Here is a 16,071-nt window from a genome sequence, read left to right as displayed (position 1 = left end):
GTTTTTCCCCGCCTGCGACGGCGAGGCAATTGACCGCCCGTGGCGGCCCAGCTACCTCTTTGGGCCGCCTGCGGGGGAAACAAATGAACAAGAACAATGAAGCTTCCGAATTCGACTACGTCATCGTCGGCGCCGGATCGGCCGGATGCGTGCTCGCCAATCGATTGACGGCCGACGGCAAGCACTCCGTCCTGTTGCTGGAGGCCGGGCCGAAGGACACCAATCTCTGGATCCACGTGCCGCTCGGCTACGGCAAACTGTTCAAGGAAAAATCCGTCAACTGGATGTACCAGACCGAGCCGGAACCGGGATTGAACGGGAGGCAGGTGTTCCAGCCGCGCGGAAAGGTGCTCGGCGGCTCCAGTTCCATCAACGGCCTGCTCTATGTGCGCGGCCAGCACGAGGATTACGATCGATGGCGGCAGCGCGGCAATGCCGGCTGGGGCTATGACGACGTGCTGCCCTATTTCAAGAAGGCCGAAAACCAGCAGCGCGGCGCGGACAAATATCACGGCGCCGGCGGCCCGCTGCCGGTGTCCGACTGGCGGCATCACGATCCCCTGTCGGAAGCGTTTGTCGTCGCCGCGGCTGAGACCGGCATTCCGACCAATCCCGATTTTAACGGCGCCGCGCAGGAGGGCGCGGGATTTTTCCAGACCACGACGCGGCGTGGGCGCCGGGCCAGCACGGCGTTCTCGTATCTTCGTCCCGCCAGGAAGCGGCCTAACCTGCGGGTCGAGACTTCCGCGCTGGCGCAGCGCATCCTGTTCGAAGGCCGCCGCGCCAAGGCGATCGAATACAAGCAGGAAGGCCGCGTGCGGACCGCACGGGCGCGCAAGGAAATTCTGGTCTCCAGCGGCGCATACAATTCGCCGCAACTACTGCAGCTCTCGGGCGTCGGCCCGGCGGATCTGTTGAAGCAGCACGGCATCGAGATCGTGCTCGATGCGCCGGGCGTCGGCAACGATCTGCAGGACCACATGCAGGTCCGCCTGATCACCCGCTGTGCGCAAAAGTGCACGCTCAACGATGTCGTCAACAACCCGATCCGGAAGATGATGGCGGGCATTCAGTACGCCGCCTTGCGCAAAGGGCCGCTGACGATCGCGGCCGGCACGTCAGGCGCTTTCTTCAAGACCAGCCCGCGGCTGGCGTCGCCCGACATCCAGATTCACTTCCTGCCGTTCTCGACCGACAAGATGGGCGAGAAACTTCACGCGCTTTCCGGTTTCACCGCTTCCGTCTGCCAGTTGCGCCCGGAGAGCCGCGGTTCGCTGCGTATCAGGAGCGCGGACCCTTCGGTGCCGCCGGAAATCCGCATCAATTACCTCGCTACCGAAACCGATCGCCGCGCTTTCATCGACGGCATCCGCATCCTGCGCAAGATCCTCGCAGCCCCCGCGCTGAAGGCTTACGCGGTCTCAGAAGTCGATCCGGGTTCGAAGGTACAGAGTGACGACGAATTGCTGGACTTCTGCCGCCGCACCGGCAGCACGGTCTATCATCCGACCTCGACCTGCCGGATGGGCAGCGACGCGCTCGCGGTCGTCGACCAGCGCTTGCGCGTGCGCGGCATCGAAGGCCTTCGCGTGGTCGATGCCTCGATCATGCCTGATCTGATGTCCGGCAATACCAACGCGCCAACCATCATGATCGCAGAGAAGGCGTCCGACATGATTTTGGAGGATGCGCGGTAGGCTGAAGCGGCAAACACTGCTGTCATCATCCGCCAACGGGTCGCGCGAATGCGCGCCCGATGACAGGCTCCGGCGGATGATCCAGTACGCCGTGACATCTCGATTCTAATGAAAGGCGGTGGTTACTGGATGCCCCGCCTTCGCGGGGCATGACGGCCAAGCTGCATTAGCTGCCGTACCCCCTCACCCGCTCGAGCATCTGCTCGACATGGGCGATCGGGGTTTCCGGCTGGATGCCGTGGCCGAGGTTGAAGATCAGCCGTCCTTGCGCGTAGTTCGCCAGCACGTCGTCGACGGCGCGGTCGAGTGCGGCGCCTCCTGCGATCAACGCCAGCGGATCGAGATTGCCCTGCACGGCGACACGGTTCTGCACGCGCTCGCGGACCATGGAAGGTTCGGCCGCCCAGTCAATGCTGACTGCGTTGACGCCCGTTGCCTCCACATAGGCCGGCAGCAGCGCGCCGGCGCCGCGCGGAAAGCCGATGATCTTGGCATCCGGCACTTGCGCGCGCACGCCGGCCACGATGCGTTTCGCCGGCTCGATCGACCAGCGTTCGAATTCGCGCGGCGGTAGCACGCCGGCCCAGGTGTCGAAGATCTGCAAGCAGTCGGCGCCGGCCTTGAGCTGGCCGAGCAGATACTGGATCGAATTCTCCACCAGCACGTCGATGATTTCAGCGAACGCCTCGGGATGACGGTAGGCCATCATCCGCGCCGGCGCCTGATCCGGCGTGCCCTGTCCTGCAACCATGTAGGTTGCGACCGTCCAGGGCGCACCGCAGAAGCCGATCAGCGCGATCTCGGGTGCGAGCTCGCGCTTCACGCGATGTAACGCTTCATAGACCGGTTCGAGCCTGCCGAAATCGGCATGGCGCGCGAGCGCCGCCACATGTTCGGGGGTATCTAGCGGATCAAGCCGCGGACCTTCGCCGGCCTCGAAGCGCACGGAGCGGCCGAGTGCGTGGGGGATGACGAGAATGTCGGAAAAGATGATCGCCGCATCGAAGTTGAAACGGCGGATCGGCTGCAGCGTTACCTCGGCAGCATATTCCGGCGTAAAGCACAGGTCGAGAAAGCTTCCCGCCTTGGCGCGCAGCTCGCGGTACTCCGGCAGATAGCGGCCGGCCTGTCGCATCATCCAGACCGGCGGCACCTTCTGCCTGCGGCCGGAGAGCACTTCGACAAAGGGTTTTGCTACGGATTTCTGAGACAAAACGTGGATTCCTGCGGGCGCGGCTGATGCGCCTCTGATACACGCAGGTTCCCTCGAGGCCAAGGACGGATAGCGAGGGCGAATGTGGAACCGGCGTAAAATCGGGCCGTTATCTCATTCATGGAGGTGCCTATGGCCCAGAAGTTCAATCCTGCTGCGCATGACAAGCACGCCGACGATCCCCGCGAAGCGCTGAAGGCCGACCGGGAAACCCATGAAAAACTCGAGGCTGGGCTGGTCGATACCTTTCCGGCTTCCGATCCCGTGAGCGCTGCGCAACCGGCGCCCTCGAAAGCCGATCACGAACACGAGAAGCCATCGCTGTGGCACAAGGTTCGCGCCGTCTTCCGCTGATGCAAATGGCGTGAATCGTTTCGCGTGGCAAACGGTCTCCCCAAGCGGAGGCCGTTTCTGTTTGTACTTCAATAATGCGGCGGCGGCTCGTTCGCCGGACCGGGGAAGTTGCTTTCGGCTTCCCGCAGGCGCTCCTTCAGTTCAGCCAATTGGCGCGTCAACGCATCGATCTGGTGCCATTGTGCGGTAATCGTCTGGTTCAGCACCTCGATCGTGTCATCCTGGAACGTCGCCCGTATTTCCAGTGCGTCGAGACGCTCGCTCAGTGCGGTGACGTCATTCTTGGGCGCCATCGTTCCCTCGTCGCTGCCGCAGGCCGTGGCCCAGCGCCACGCGTTCGTCGAACACGAAGCATTCGCCGCGCCAGCGGCTCTCATTCTCCGGTACGCCCTCGAGGTAGCCGAGGATGCCGCCCTTGAGATGATAGACCTCGTCAAATCCGTGCGCCAGCAGATAGGCGCTGGCCTTCTCGCATCGGATGCCGCCGGTGCAGAACATCGCAATCTTCTTGTGCTTCGCCGGATCGAGCTTCTGTGCGGCGAATTCCTTGAACTGCCCAAAGCTCTTGATGCCGGGGTCGACCGCGCCTTCGAACGTCCCCATCGCTACTTCGAAGGCATTGCGGGTGTCGATCACCAGCGTGTCGGGCGCTGCGATCAGTTCGTTCCAGTCTGACGGCTCGACATAGGTGCCGACCTGTCGCGTCGGATCGACCGCCATATCTCCGAGCGTGACGATTTCCTTCTTCAGCCGGATCTTCAGCCGCTGAAACGGCATCTCGGAAGCGGTCGAAAACTTGAGTTCGAGATTGCTGAGCCGCCCGCCGAAAAGGGCGCCGTGCTGCAATTCGCCGACGAACGCGTCGATGCTCGCATCGCCGCCCGCAACCGTGCCGTTGATGCCCTCATCCGCCAGCAGCACGCTGCCCTTCAGCCCGAGGCCTGCAGCAAACGAGCGCAGCGGTTCGCGCAACTCCCGGAAGTCCGATAGCGCGGCGAATTGATAGAAGGCGGCGACCTTGAGCGGCATGGCGATCGTTTATCAGGCGGGCCGCGCAGGGGAAACCCCGCCGTCGTCCCTGCGAAACGCAGGGACCCATAACCACCGGCCGTCGGAATGGCAGAAGGCGTCTACCGCAGTGCCTTTTCCGTAGGACAGGGCGTATGGGCGCCCTTGCTTTCGCAAACTTTGGCAGGGGCGACGGAGATCGTGACTTTCCTTGGCATGCCAGCCATTGCCCTGCCGGGGATGAATATGCCAAAGAACCGTCTGTAAACCCGCCCGATGCTCCCGCGGGATGCTCAAGAAACGCTGAAAAGAAAGCACTCGCGATGAGGAATTTCCATTTCGCCGGCCGCTCCACGGTCCATGCCCAGAACGCGATGGTGGCTACGTCGCATCCGGAGGCCGCATTGGCCGCAATCGACGTGATGCGGGCGGGTGGCACGGCGGCGGACGCCGCGGTCGCGGCTTGCGCGCTGCTCGGTGTCATCGAGCCGCAATCGACCGGTATCGGGGGCGATTGCTTCGCGCTGATCCAACCCAAGGGCGAGGGCAAGATCGTCGCCTATAATGGCTCCGGCCGCGCGCCGATGGCGGCCAAGGCCGAATGGTACCTCGAGCGCAAGATCCATTCGGTACCGCTGACCTCGGCGCATGCAGTGAGCATTCCCGGCGCGATTGACGCCTGGGAGACGATCCTGCGCGACCATGGCAAGATGGGACTCGACACGCTTCTGCAGCCCGCGATCAAGGCTGCCGAGGAAGGCTACGTCGTCGCGCCCCGTATTGCTTTCGACTGGAAGAACCAGTTCGAGAAGCTGAAGAACGGCACCAACACCGAGCGCTATCTGCTGCCGCACGGCAAGCCCGCGGTTGCCGGCGACGTGATCCACCAGCCCGAATTGGGCAAGACCCTGCGTGCGATCGCCAAGAACGGCCGCGATGCGTTTTATACCGGCGAGATCGCCGCGGACATGGTCGAGACCTTGCGCGGCATCGGCGGCCTGCACACGCTGGAAGATTTCGCCGCACATTCGACCGAGACGACATCGCCGATCGGCACGTTGTACAAAGGCCACGATGTCTGGCAGTGCCCACCGAACGGTCCTGGCATCACCATGCTGGTGATGCTGAACATCCTTTCTCGCTTCGATCTGACGAAATTCGCGCCGCTCAGCGTCGAGCGTTTCCATCTGGAGGCGGAAGCCGCGCGCATCGCTTATATGATGCGCGAGCAGCACGTCGCCGATCCGCAGTATGTTCATGTCGATGTCGCCGGAATCCTCGCCAAGGAGTTCGCCGAGGAGCACATCAAGAATATCCGGATGGACCGGCTGCTCGATCTGCCGAACGTCGCGCCGCCGATGAATCCATCGACCGTCTACATCACCGTGGTCGACAAGGACCGCAACGTCTGTTCGTTCATCAATTCGATCGCGCATTCGTTCGGCTCGGCGATCGTTTCCAACAAGACCGGCATCCTCCTGCAAAACCGCGCCGGCGGTTTCCGGATCCAGCCCGGCCATCCCAATTGCATCGCGCCGGGCAAGCGGCCGCTGCATACCATCATCCCGTCGCTCGCGACCAGGAACGGCCGCGCGGTGATGCCGTTCGGCGTGATGGGCGGCCAGTATCAGCCGGTGGGACAGACGCACGTGCTGACCAATATGCTGGACTATGGCTGCGACGTGCAGGAAGCCATCGATATGCCGCGCGGCCTGCACTACGAAGGCGTCTACCAGCTCGAGGACAGCGTGCCGGCCGAGATCGTCGAGGGCCTGAAGAACATCGGCCACAAGACCACCAGCGTGGTCGGTCCGCTCGGCGGCGGCCAGGCGATCTGGATCGACTGGGACAAGGGCACGCTGACCGGCGGTTCCGATCCCCGCAAGGACGGTTGCGCGCTGGGCTACTGAGCGTCGATAGCGTTTTCGAGCGAAGTGGATACCGGTTCGCGTGAAGAAAACGCGTCAAGACAAAAGACTAGAGCCCGGTTCCGATTCAATCAGAACCGATAAGGCTCTAGAAGCTCCGTCTCTCCAGAAAGAGGTTCAACAGATGCGCTTCTCGCGACGCACGATCTTCCGGACCGCATTTGCCGCCGTGGCAGCCGCGGTTTCAACGCCCGCTGCCATGAGGATGGCAGCGGCCCAGACCGCAGGAAAACCCATGACCACAGCTTCAGGCTTGCAGATCATCGACAGCAAGGTCGGCACCGGCGCCTCGCCCAAGACCGGCCAGACCTGCGTCATGCATTACACCGGCTGGCTCTACGAGAACGGCCAGAAGGGCAAGAAGTTCGATTCCTCCGTCGACCGTAACGAGCCGTTCGAGTTCAAGATCGGCCAGCGCCAGGTGATCGCCGGCTGGGACGAAGGCGTCGCATCGATGAACGTCGGCGGCAAGCGCACGCTGATCATTCCGCCCGCGCTCGGTTACGGCGCGCGGGGTGCCGGCGGCGTCATTCCGCCGAACGCGACGCTGATGTTTGACGTCGAATTGCTGGCGGTGAAGTAGCCGCACACGGAGCGAGGGAGCGCATCGTGAAGGTCTCGATCCTCGACGACTATTTCGACACGCTGCGCACCCTCGATTGTTTCGGCAAGCTAACCGGACACGACGTCACGATCTGGAACGATCACGTCCAGGATGTCGATGCGCTGGTGGAGCGCCTGCGCGATACCGAAGCGCTGGTGCTAATCCGCGAGCGCACGCAGATCCGGACGCCGCTGCTGGAACGCTTGCCGAAGCTAAAACTGATCAGCCAGCGCAGCGTCTATCCGCATATCGACATCGACACCTGCACCCGGCTCGGCATCGTCGTGTCGTCGAGCCAGCATGCCGATACGCCGTCCTATGCGACCGCCGAATTCACCTGGGGCCTGATCCTGGCGGCGATGCGCGCGATTCCGCAGCAAATGGCGGCGCTCAAGGCCGGCAAATGGCAGATCGGCGTCGGCAACACGCTGCGTGGCAAGACGCTCGGCATTTATGGCTATGGGCGGATCGGTGCCGTTGTCGCGGGCTACGGCAAGGCGTTCGGCATGAACGTGCTGGTATGGGCGCGCGAACCGGCCATGGCGAAGGCCCGCGCCGACGGATACGAGACTGCGGCAGGCAAGGCTGATTTCTTCGAACGATGCGACGTCCTTTCGCTGCACATGCGGCTCGTCGATGCCACGCGCGGCATCGTGAAGGCAGCAGATCTCGCGCGCATGAAGCCGTCGGCGCTTCTGGTCAACACCAGCCGTGCGCCGCTGATCGAGCCGAGCGCGCTGGTCAATGCGCTGCGCGCCGGGAGACCCGGCATGGCGGCGGTGGACGTCTACGAAAAAGAGCCGCTCCGCGACGTCAACGATCCGCTCCTGAACATGGACAACGTGATCTGCACACCGCATCTCGGCTACGTCTCGCGCGACGAATACGAAATCCAGTTCACGGATATCTTCGACCAGATCGCTGCCTATTCCGCCGGAACACCGACGAATGTCGTCAATCCGGATGTGATGCCCAGACGGCGTTGAATAGGCGGGGGCGCCCGGCCATGACGAAAACCGGGACGCCTATGCGCCGCCGGCTCCCTTAATCTTCTGGTTTGCGGCCCTGGATTTCGATACCGTTCGGGACAAGCGATATTTCGAGAAGGCGCCCAATGACCGGCACGCATGACCACACCCATTCACATCACTCCCACGATCACGACGAGCGCTGGAAGCATGACGGCGTCCGCGTGATTCCCGGCAATCAACTCGATCCCAACGTGCCCTCGACCGCTGGCATGGATCGCAAGGCCGCGATCAATTTCGCCCGTGTCGGCGCGCAGAAATTGTGGGCGGGCACGGTCACGATCCGGCCCGACGCCAAGACAGGCGCGCATCACCACGGCCATCTCGAAAGCATCATCTATGTCGTGAAGGGCAAGGCACGGATGCGCTGGGGCGAACATCTGCAGTTCACCGCCGAGGCCGGCCCCGGAGATTTCATCTTCGTGCCGCCCTACGTGCCGCACCAGGAGATCAATGCCAGCCGCGACGAGGTCCTGGAATGCGTGCTGGTGCGCTCTGACGGCGAGGCGGTGGCGATCAATCTCGACATCGAGCCGGTGGAAAAGCCGGAGACAGTGCTGTGGGTCGATCCCGTGCACCGCGATCCCGCCGAGAAGAAGTGACGATTGCAACGTTATCCGGCATCGCCGCCGCTCGAGAGAATCCCATGACGCTTGTTCGCTACGAGAGCACGGGCCACGTCGCCACCATCACGATGGATCGTAGATCTTCGCACAACGCGCTCAACAACGCCTTGTGCGACGAACTGCGGCAGGCCTGGCAGCGTTTTCACGACAGCGACGATCGCGTGGCGGTGCTCGCCTCGTCCGAGGAGGCGTATTTCTCGGTCGGCGCCGACGTGAACGATCTCCCTGTCAACATGTGGCATGCTGTGCCCGGCTTGGGCGTTGAGCTGGACAAGCCGGTCATTGCCGCAACCTCGGGGTGGGTCGTCGGCGGCGCCTTCGTGCTGGTGCAGATGGCCGACATGTGCGTGGCCTCGGAGACGACGCGCTTCATCTACCCCGAGGGCAAGATCGGCACCACCGCCGGCGGCGTCTCCTCGGTGATGGCGCGCATGCCGCACAAGATCGCCATGGAATTCCTGCTGGTCGGTGAGGAAATGTCGGCGGAGCGGGCCTATCAGATTGGCTTCGTCAACAAGGTCGCGCCGAAGGGGCAGCATGTCGTGCTCGCCCAGGAGATGGCCGCAAAAATCGCCGCGAATGCGCCGCTGGTGGTTCGGGCCCTGAAGAAACTCGCCCGCGATGCGATGCCGAAGGGACCACTTGAGACGGTCGCCGAGGTGCGCCGGCTGCTCGACGTCGTGCGCGACAGCGACGACCTCAAGGAAGGCGTCAAGGCGTTTGCGGAAAAGCGCAAGCCTGACTTCAAGGGCAGGTAGCGGCCATTCGCCGCCGGGCTCCAGTGACCGCGCGCCAACTCGCCGCCAGAAAATAATTTGAAACGGAATGTCGGAGTTGTCTCGGTCCGTTCGTCCTGGGTCCGAACCCGCGAAAAGGAGCCCATCATGGCTAAAATGATCTTCGTCAATCTTCCTGTCAGCGATCTCGCCCGCTCGACCGCCTTCTACCAGGCGATCGGCGGCGAGAAGAATCCGCAGTTCTCCGATGATACGGGGTCCTGCATGGTCCTCTCCGAGACCATCTACGTCATGCTGCTGACGCACGACAAATACCGCCAGTTCACCCCGAAGAAGATTGCCGACGCCAAGGCCACGAGCCAGGTCCTGCTCTGCCTTTCCGCCGACGGCCGCAACGCAGTGGACGACATGGTCAGCAAGGCGCAAGGCGCAGGCGGCGGCGCCGATCCGGGCCCGAAACAGGATTACGGCTTCATGTATGGCCGCAGCTTTGAAGATCCCGACGGCCACCATTGGGAAGTGATGTGGATGGATGTCGCCGCAGCAACCGCCGCGCAGTCCGCCACTGCGTGAGAGGTCGAACCCGTCAGCAATCAGGCTGCAAATCTCTACGGCTCATAGCTCGCCCCAGCGTGTCATCGCCCGGCTTGACCGGGCGATCTAGTAAGCCGTGCCGCCGATTGTTGCGAAGGAACTGACGTCGCGAAGTACTGGATGCCCCGCTTGAAGCGGGGCATGACGGTGGCGCACGCGGCTGCTCGCCCGCCGGTTGGTGGTCGGCGATCGAAATGCGTTCAACGCGATGGACATAAAAATCTGGAGCGGCCACACTAAATTGTGCCGCAATGTCATTCCGTGATTCTGTGCCAGATTGTCCGTGAAGCCATTGGCCCCATCACATTCTGTTCTGTCCAGTTCGATGATGCGCACGGGCATCACCGCGGGTCTTCTTTTTGTTCTCGCACACTTTGCGATGCTGATCGGCGTCACCGCACCGGAGAAATTCTATTTCGACGAGGTGCATTACGTCCCGGCGGCGCGGCAGATGCTCGAGCCGGTGATGCGAGAGCCGATGCTCAACCCGATGCATCCACCGCTCGCCAAGCAGTTCATTGCCCTGTCGATCCATTCATTAGGCGACGGACCGCTGGGCTGGCGCTATCCGGCCGTGCTGTTCGGATCGCTCGCCGTTGTTGCAGTGTATCTGTGCGGCCTGGCGCTGTTCGCCGCCCAGAGCCCGGCGATTGCGGCGAGCCTGGTCGCCTTTTTCAATCAGATGCTGTTCGTGCAATCGCGGATCGCGATGCTGGATATTTTTGCGCTCGCATTTGGCCTGTTCGCCATCGCGGCATTCATGCATGGCTTTCGACGAGAGCGGCCGCATCTGTGGTTCGCGCTTGCCGGGATCGGCTTTGGCCTGTCGGTCGGCTGCAAATGGAGCGGGCTGTTCGCGCTCGCGGTCTGCATCGCCATCGTCGCCGTGATCCGCTTGATGCAAAGCTGGCGCACTCACTTCGCGGATGCCGGGCCGGAGGATTGGTACCGGCCCGATCTCTGGCCCGGTTTCAAGGCATGGCATTTCGCGGTCTGCTTCGTCCTGGTCCCGGCCGTCGTTTATCTTGCCACTTTCATTCCGCTCTATGGATTGGCGGTTTCGGATATTCTGCAGGCGCAACGGCGCATCTTCAGCGATAACACGACGAGTGCGATTGCAGGCCACACCTATATGAGTTCATGGCCGTCCTGGCCGTTCCTGGTGCGCCCGGTCTGGTATCTCTTCGACAAGATCGACGAAGACCATATCGCCGCCGTGGTCTTCCTCGGCAACCCGCTGATCCTGTGGCCGGCGCTGATTGCGGTCGCGATCTGCCTGCGCGACTGGATCGTGACGCGGCGCGTCGATGCCTTCCTGATACTGGCTTTCTATTTCGGCCCATACCTCGCATGGGCGTTGCTGCCGCGAACGCTCGGCTTCATCTATTACTATCTGCCCGCGGCGACCACGGCGAGCCTTGCGCTGGTGTACGCCTTGAAACGCGGCGGGATGCCCGGTTGGGTACTATGGGCCTACGTCGCAATCGGCTTTGCCGGCTTTGCCGCGATGCTGCCGATATCGGCCGCGTTCATAGGCACTTCGATGGCGACGTTCAGCCGCCTGATGATCTTCCAGAACTGGATTTGAGCCGGTCGTTACGCCAATCGCAACGCGAACAATCAATTCCAGACATATCGTGATCCGCGATTGCTTCCTTGATTGCGGGGAAGGTCGGATCGAGTCCGCCTGCCGCTGGCGGCAGGCGGATCGGCTTTCGAGACCTCGCCTTTCAAAATCTCACTTCGAGGCGGTCTTGCTATCCATGTTGACGACCTGAACGCGGCGGTTGGTAGGGTCCATCGGCGCGTTCGCATCCTTCGGCTTGGTCTCGCCGTAACCGACCGTCACGAGATTGGAACCGGCGATGCCGTACTTCTCGGTCAGGTACTTCTTGATCGTATCGGCGCGGCGCTCGGAAAGATCCTGGTTGTAGGCCTCGCTGCCGATCGCATCGGTGTGCCCGGCGACCACGAAGGTCGAACCCTTCAGGCTCGAATCGGAGAGCGCCTTGCCAAGCTCCTGCACCGCGGAAACCGAGTTCTTGCTGATGTCGGCCGAATTGTAGTCGAACTGAATTTCGAGATCGATCTTCGGCTTGCTTGCGGCAAGTTCCGCGATTTCCTGGCGCTCGCCGAGCGACAGCGACCGGGTCTTGCGGTTGCGTAGGGTGTCGACGAAGCCGACTTCCTTGGCCTTTGCGGCAGCATCCACCGGCTGCTGCGGGCCGGTCGAAAGGCCGCGGGTCGCGCCCGGCTTCGGCTTCAGAGCGTCCAGGATCTTGTCGGCCGAGACGGTATCGCCGGCGACGGCCAGCCCCGCTGTCATCGACAGCGCGGCGCCGATAGTCATGATCGAGAGAAAGCGGGTCATTGTCGTAATCCTCACTGTTAACGCCTGCAAACTGGCGTGCATGACGTTTTGATGCTGCGACGATAGGACGGGTTCAAAGCGGGCAATGTGATTCAAATCACATTGGTAAAGGCCGCCTGATGTCGAAGTCGAGCCCGGTGACGCCGGAGGTCGCGGCGCTAGCTTACGCTGTCGTGACTGAACGGTCTGAGCAGCGGGCAACGACGCTTCGCCGATAGCGGGCCGTTCCATCGCTTCCCGCCGCTGACTTCGGAAAGAAAAAAAGTGGCTCGTCGCGCCAGCGCCGATCTGTGGACAACAAATCGGCCAGATGCGCGCCTAGCCAAACTACTCACAAAAAATCTGAAGAAGAATTCGTTCGGGCAACCAAACGGGCGGGGCGGGTGTTACAGTCAGTCAAACGTCAGCGTGAGTATCTGGGTCATCGCACCAGCGCATCGGAGCCAGCCGGTTCCGGAAGTTCAATGCCAACACTGATCGGCGCGGCGATGATCGCCGCTGCAATCTTGCTGTCGACGCTGCTCAACTCGCTCGGCAGCCGCTATGTCGGGTTCGAAAGCCCGACGGAAGAGAGCGCGTGGCTGGTCGATCGCCTTACCGGCCATGTCTACAAATGCCATGCGCCCCAACCCGGCCGCGCCTCCTGCGAGGCCGAGATCGCAACCGGCAGCGTCGGAGAGCAGCCGAAGCGGTGAGGTGATTTCGCGCCGCGAGGCGGCGGTCAGGGAACCCGGGACTCCCCACCCGCGCGAATCCCGCTACATTGCCGTGCGATGCCCCGCACGACTAAGCCCCATCCCCTGACCAAGCTGGAAGCCCGGCGAATCTGGCTGCACGCTCAACGGCTCGACACCAGCGAACCGTTCGGCGCCGGACCGCAGGCGGTCGCGGCCGCGGTGGACCATCTGGGCTATGTGCAGATCGACACTATCCACGTCATCGAGCGCTGCCATCACCACATTCTCTTTAGCCGCATCCCGGCTTACGCCCGCGCCGACCTGCGCCAGGCGCAGAGCGTCGACAAGAGCGTGTTCGAATACTGGACCCACGCCCTGTCCTATGTGCCGGCGAAGGATTTTCGCTTCTTCGTTCCGGCGATGCGAGAGCACCGGCGCGAAGGTCATCGGTGGTTCGCTTCCGTCAAGCCGGAGGACACCCGCAAGGTGATGCGGCTGTTGCGGCGCGACGGCGCGCTCACCATCCGCGACATCGAGGACGACATTCTGACTGAAAAAGAGCATCTATGGCAGAGCCGAAAACCCTCGAAACGGGCGCTGCAGCTTGCCTTCTACACCGGCGAGGTCACGATCTCCGAACGCACCGGCATGCTCAAGACCTACGAACTGATGACGCGGCATTTCGGTTGGGACAAGCCGCCAAGGCCGGCTCCCTCGGTGGAAATCACCGCCTACCTGCTCGACCGCGCGCTTCGCTCTCAAGGCGTCGTCAGCCTGGATTCCGTCTGTCATCTCGACGCGCCGAGCAAGCCGGCGGTGCGGCGCCTGATCGAGGCGCGGGTGCGGCGCAAGGAACTGGTGCCAGTCGCGCTCGAAGGCGCCGGCAAGCAGGAGCATTGGGCGCGGCCGGAAGTGCTGGAGGCGAATGGGACGGCGGATATAAGCGATGGCCCGGTGCACATTCTCTCGCCGTTCGATCCCCTGATCATCCAGCGCAAGCGTACCGAGCTGTTCTTCGACTACGGCCACCGTTTCGAGGCCTATGTGCCGAAGGAGAAGCGCCTGTTCGGCTATTTTGCGCTGCCGGTGCTGGTCGGCGAAGACATCGTCGCCGCCATCGATCTCAAAACCGACCGTCAGAACAAGAAACTCCTGATGCAGAAATGGAGCTGGGTCGGCAAGGGCGCCGCGAGGGCGGCGCGCAAGGACTACAAGCGGCGCATTGAGGAAGAACTGGATCGCTTCGAGCGGTTTCAGTTGGGGGAGTAGCGCTTGCGTTCGGGAACCCGACTCCGCCTCATCGGTTAGTTCCATGTGCCACAGCCCGGGAGGGCGACATGGGCAAGGACAAATCGGTTCTGAAGAAATTCACCGACACGGTGAAGGAGATTGCGAACACCGCTACGGAAGCTGCCAGCCAGGCGCTGAAAGCCGACGAGCCGGGCTTGAAGGCCGACGAACGCGCGGCGGCCTACGTGCCGCTTGCTGCCGACGGTCTCGTGTCCGATCCGCTGATGGTGCCGCCGACCGCAGCCGCGCCCGCACGGCGGAAGCGCGCAACGAAACAACGGCGCAGCGCGCCGGCAGCCAGGCCAAGGAAAGCCGGAGCTGCCAGGTCTCGAACAGCCAAGTCTCGAACAGCCAAGTCTAGAGCAGCCAAGACTCGAACCGCACAGGCGCGGAGCGCCAAGAAGACGGCGAAAAGGTCGGCCGCAAGGAAATCGAGCAGCCAGAAATCAAGGCCGGCGAGTAAGACCGCGAGAGGCGCGAAGGCCACCGCAAAGAAGTCTCGCAAGAGAGCTCGACGTGCCTGATGCACGGGTGACGGGCGAGGCGAAAGCCGCATGGCCAGATGGAGGAGTACTTCCGCCCGGCGTTCGGCGCGAGGCCTCGTGAGTTCCGCTGTGCCGGGCTAAGAGCCGGCTGGTCTGGAGGCAATTCCCTTGGGAAGCAATTACCTCTTAACCTCGTCCGTCTTCACGAATTCATGATCTATGACGAATATTGACATTCGTCAGTCGCCATTCAATACTCTTCATCAGTTTCCGCGATGGAGAGTTCGATGTTCGCCCGGTCCATTTTCTCTAGCTATTACAGGCTCTTGACTGGAGCTTTCTTGGCGTTTGCGGTGTTCGTGCTGGCCGGCTGCACCGAAAAGGCGACTGAGGCGGCCGCTCCCGGGCGCCCGGTTCTGGTTGCCACGGTGCACTATGCGGCCGAGACGCCAGAACGTAGTTTCGTTGGCACCATCCGTCCCCGGATCGAGACCGACATGGGTTTCCGCGTCCCCGGCAAGATTGCCCGGCGTCTGGTCGAGGTCGGCCAGACCGTGGATGTTGGTCAGCCGCTCGCCACCCTCGATGAGGTCGATCTGAAACTGCAGGCTGAGCAGGCGGAGGCCGAATTCCGCGCCGCCACCGGCGTGCTGGCGCAGGCCGGCGCCGCCGAGCAGCGCGCCAAGGATCTGCGCGCCAAGGGCTGGACCACGGATGCGCAGATGGATCAGAGCCGCGCCGCCGCCGATGAGGCGCGCGCACGCCTTAATCGCGCCGAGCGGCAGGTCGAGCTCACCAAGAATTCTCTGTCTTATGCGACGCTGCTGGCCGACAGCCGCGGCGTCGTCACCGCGACCCTGATCGATCCCGGCCAGGTCGTCGCCTCCGGCCAGACTGCGGTCCGCGTCGCGCGCTTTGGCGAAAAGGAAGCCGTGGTCGCGATCCCCGAGACGCTGGTCGGCCGCGCCAAGTCGGGCTCCGCCACCGTGACGCTGTGGTCGGATTCGGAGAGGAAATACACCGCGAAGCTGCGCGAGATTGCGCCTTCCGCCGATCCGGCGACGCGGACCTATCTGGCCAAATTCTCGCTGCCGGAAGCCGACGACAAAGTCTCGCTCGGCATGACCGCCACACTGACGCTTGCCGATGCCGCCAGCGAGCGCGTGGCAAAACTGCCGCTGTCGGCGCTGTTCAGCCAGGGCAGCAATCCCTCGCTCTATATCGTCGACGATTCCGGCGCGGTAACGCTGAAGCCGGTCATCGTGAAATCCTACGATAGCAACTCCGTCGTCATCGCAGGCGGTGTCAACGAGGGCGCCAAGGTGGTTGCGCTCGGCGTGCAGAAGCTCGATCCGGCCCAGAAGGTCCGGGTGGTCTCGTCGCTGTCGTTCTAGCCCCGTCAATTAACCGGCACCGTCATTGCGGGCCTCGCAATGACGGCGAGGTTGCAAATTGATTT

18 protein-coding genes are annotated in these 16,071 nt (G+C 62.8%); 13 read left to right on the top strand and 5 right to left on the bottom strand.

Annotated features, from left to right (window positions below; translation table 11 throughout):
* Positions 1-83 precede the first annotated feature (83 nt).
* Complete coding sequence (locus LMTR3_RS01810) at positions 84-1,697, top strand: GMC family oxidoreductase (protein ID WP_065743402.1); 1,614 nt, start codon at positions 84-86, stop codon at positions 1,695-1,697.
* Between the two features lie 166 nt (positions 1,698-1,863).
* Here the strand turns inward: LMTR3_RS01810 and hemE are convergent, their stop codons facing one another.
* On the bottom strand, positions 1,864-2,910 hold the full coding sequence (gene hemE / locus LMTR3_RS01805) for a uroporphyrinogen decarboxylase (RefSeq protein ID WP_065743401.1): 1,047 nt from the start codon (positions 2,908-2,910) through the stop codon (positions 1,864-1,866).
* Between the two features lie 132 nt (positions 2,911-3,042).
* Here hemE and LMTR3_RS01800 point away from each other — a divergent pair, with 132 nt between their 5' ends.
* Complete coding sequence (locus LMTR3_RS01800) at positions 3,043-3,264, top strand: hypothetical protein (RefSeq protein ID WP_065743400.1); 222 nt, start codon at positions 3,043-3,045, stop codon at positions 3,262-3,264.
* Between the two features lie 68 nt (positions 3,265-3,332).
* On the opposite strand, the gene LMTR3_RS01795 is transcribed toward LMTR3_RS01800, so the two are convergent.
* Together LMTR3_RS01795 and trhO are read right to left on the bottom strand one after the other, a co-directional pair.
* On the bottom strand, positions 3,333-3,557 hold the full coding sequence (locus LMTR3_RS01795; RefSeq protein ID WP_065743399.1) for a SlyX family protein: 225 nt from the start codon (positions 3,555-3,557) through the stop codon (positions 3,333-3,335).
* A complete protein-coding gene (gene trhO, locus LMTR3_RS01790) occupies positions 3,541-4,293 on the bottom strand; it encodes an oxygen-dependent tRNA uridine(34) hydroxylase TrhO (RefSeq protein WP_065743398.1) in 753 nt (250 codons plus the stop codon). Before trhO ends, LMTR3_RS01795 begins: the two co-directional genes overlap by 17 nt.
* 302 nt (positions 4,294-4,595) lie before the next feature.
* Between trhO and ggt the strand changes: the two genes are divergently transcribed.
* The 6 genes from ggt (at position 4,596) to LMTR3_RS01760 (ending at position 9,768) form a co-directional block, all read left to right on the top strand.
* A complete protein-coding gene (gene ggt, locus LMTR3_RS01785) occupies positions 4,596-6,182 on the top strand; it encodes a gamma-glutamyltransferase (protein WP_065743397.1) in 1,587 nt (528 codons plus the stop codon).
* A gap of 142 nt (positions 6,183-6,324) precedes the next feature.
* Entirely contained in the window at positions 6,325-6,783 is a 459-nt protein-coding gene (locus LMTR3_RS01780; RefSeq protein WP_141686435.1) for an FKBP-type peptidyl-prolyl cis-trans isomerase, read from the top strand.
* Between the two features lie 26 nt (positions 6,784-6,809).
* Complete coding sequence (locus LMTR3_RS01775; RefSeq protein ID WP_065743396.1) at positions 6,810-7,790, top strand: D-2-hydroxyacid dehydrogenase family protein; 981 nt, start codon at positions 6,810-6,812, stop codon at positions 7,788-7,790.
* A 128-nt stretch (positions 7,791-7,918) separates the two neighbouring features.
* Entirely contained in the window at positions 7,919-8,434 is a 516-nt protein-coding gene (locus LMTR3_RS01770) for a cupin domain-containing protein (protein ID WP_028349528.1), read from the top strand.
* Between the two features lie 44 nt (positions 8,435-8,478).
* Positions 8,479-9,216, top strand: coding sequence for an enoyl-CoA hydratase/isomerase family protein (locus LMTR3_RS01765; protein WP_065743395.1), 738 nt, complete (start codon positions 8,479-8,481; stop codon positions 9,214-9,216).
* 126 nt (positions 9,217-9,342) lie between these two features.
* Positions 9,343-9,768: a VOC family protein gene (locus LMTR3_RS01760; RefSeq protein ID WP_065743612.1), complete on the top strand. Its 426-nt coding sequence runs from the start codon at positions 9,343-9,345 to the stop codon at positions 9,766-9,768.
* Between the two features lie 87 nt (positions 9,769-9,855).
* On the opposite strand, the gene LMTR3_RS37260 is transcribed toward LMTR3_RS01760, so the two are convergent.
* Positions 9,856-10,125, bottom strand: coding sequence for a hypothetical protein (locus LMTR3_RS37260; protein ID WP_141686434.1), 270 nt, complete (start codon positions 10,123-10,125; stop codon positions 9,856-9,858).
* On the opposite strand from LMTR3_RS37260, the gene LMTR3_RS01755 reads away from it, so the two are divergent.
* On the top strand, positions 10,115-11,377 hold the full coding sequence (locus tag LMTR3_RS01755) for a phospholipid carrier-dependent glycosyltransferase (RefSeq protein WP_065743394.1): 1,263 nt from the start codon (positions 10,115-10,117) through the stop codon (positions 11,375-11,377). The two genes, LMTR3_RS37260 and LMTR3_RS01755, sit on opposite strands and share 11 nt — an antisense overlap.
* A gap of 150 nt (positions 11,378-11,527) precedes the next feature.
* Here LMTR3_RS01755 and LMTR3_RS01750 read toward each other — a convergent pair whose 3' ends face one another.
* The gene (locus LMTR3_RS01750; RefSeq protein ID WP_065743393.1) at positions 11,528-12,160 is read right to left on the bottom strand and encodes an OmpA family protein; all 633 of its coding nucleotides are present in this window, start codon (positions 12,158-12,160) and stop codon (positions 11,528-11,530) included.
* Positions 12,161-12,624: 464 nt separating this feature from the next.
* On the opposite strand from LMTR3_RS01750, the gene LMTR3_RS01745 reads away from it, so the two are divergent.
* The 4 genes from LMTR3_RS01745 (at position 12,625) to LMTR3_RS01730 (ending at position 16,006) form a co-directional block, all read left to right on the top strand.
* Positions 12,625-12,855 carry a hypothetical protein gene (locus LMTR3_RS01745; RefSeq protein ID WP_065743392.1) on the top strand — a complete coding sequence of 77 codons (231 nt, stop codon included), beginning with the start codon at positions 12,625-12,627 and terminating at the stop codon, positions 12,853-12,855.
* A 78-nt stretch (positions 12,856-12,933) separates the two neighbouring features.
* Entirely contained in the window at positions 12,934-14,106 is a 1,173-nt protein-coding gene (locus tag LMTR3_RS01740) for a winged helix-turn-helix domain-containing protein (RefSeq protein ID WP_065743391.1), read from the top strand.
* 68 nt (positions 14,107-14,174) lie between these two features.
* Positions 14,175-14,651, top strand: a complete 477-nt coding sequence (locus tag LMTR3_RS37255; protein ID WP_141686433.1) for a hypothetical protein — start codon at positions 14,175-14,177, stop codon at positions 14,649-14,651.
* A gap of 248 nt (positions 14,652-14,899) precedes the next feature.
* Positions 14,900-16,006 carry an efflux RND transporter periplasmic adaptor subunit gene (locus LMTR3_RS01730; protein WP_065743611.1) on the top strand — a complete coding sequence of 369 codons (1,107 nt, stop codon included), beginning with the start codon at positions 14,900-14,902 and terminating at the stop codon, positions 16,004-16,006.
* Positions 16,007-16,071 lie beyond the last annotated feature (65 nt).

The organism is Bradyrhizobium sp. LMTR 3 (assembly GCF_001693485.1).
Classification (GTDB): Bacteria; Pseudomonadota; Alphaproteobacteria; order Rhizobiales; family Xanthobacteraceae; genus Bradyrhizobium.
Note: the sequence above shows the minus strand (reverse complement) of the source record. Positions and strands in the feature narration are given on the sequence as shown.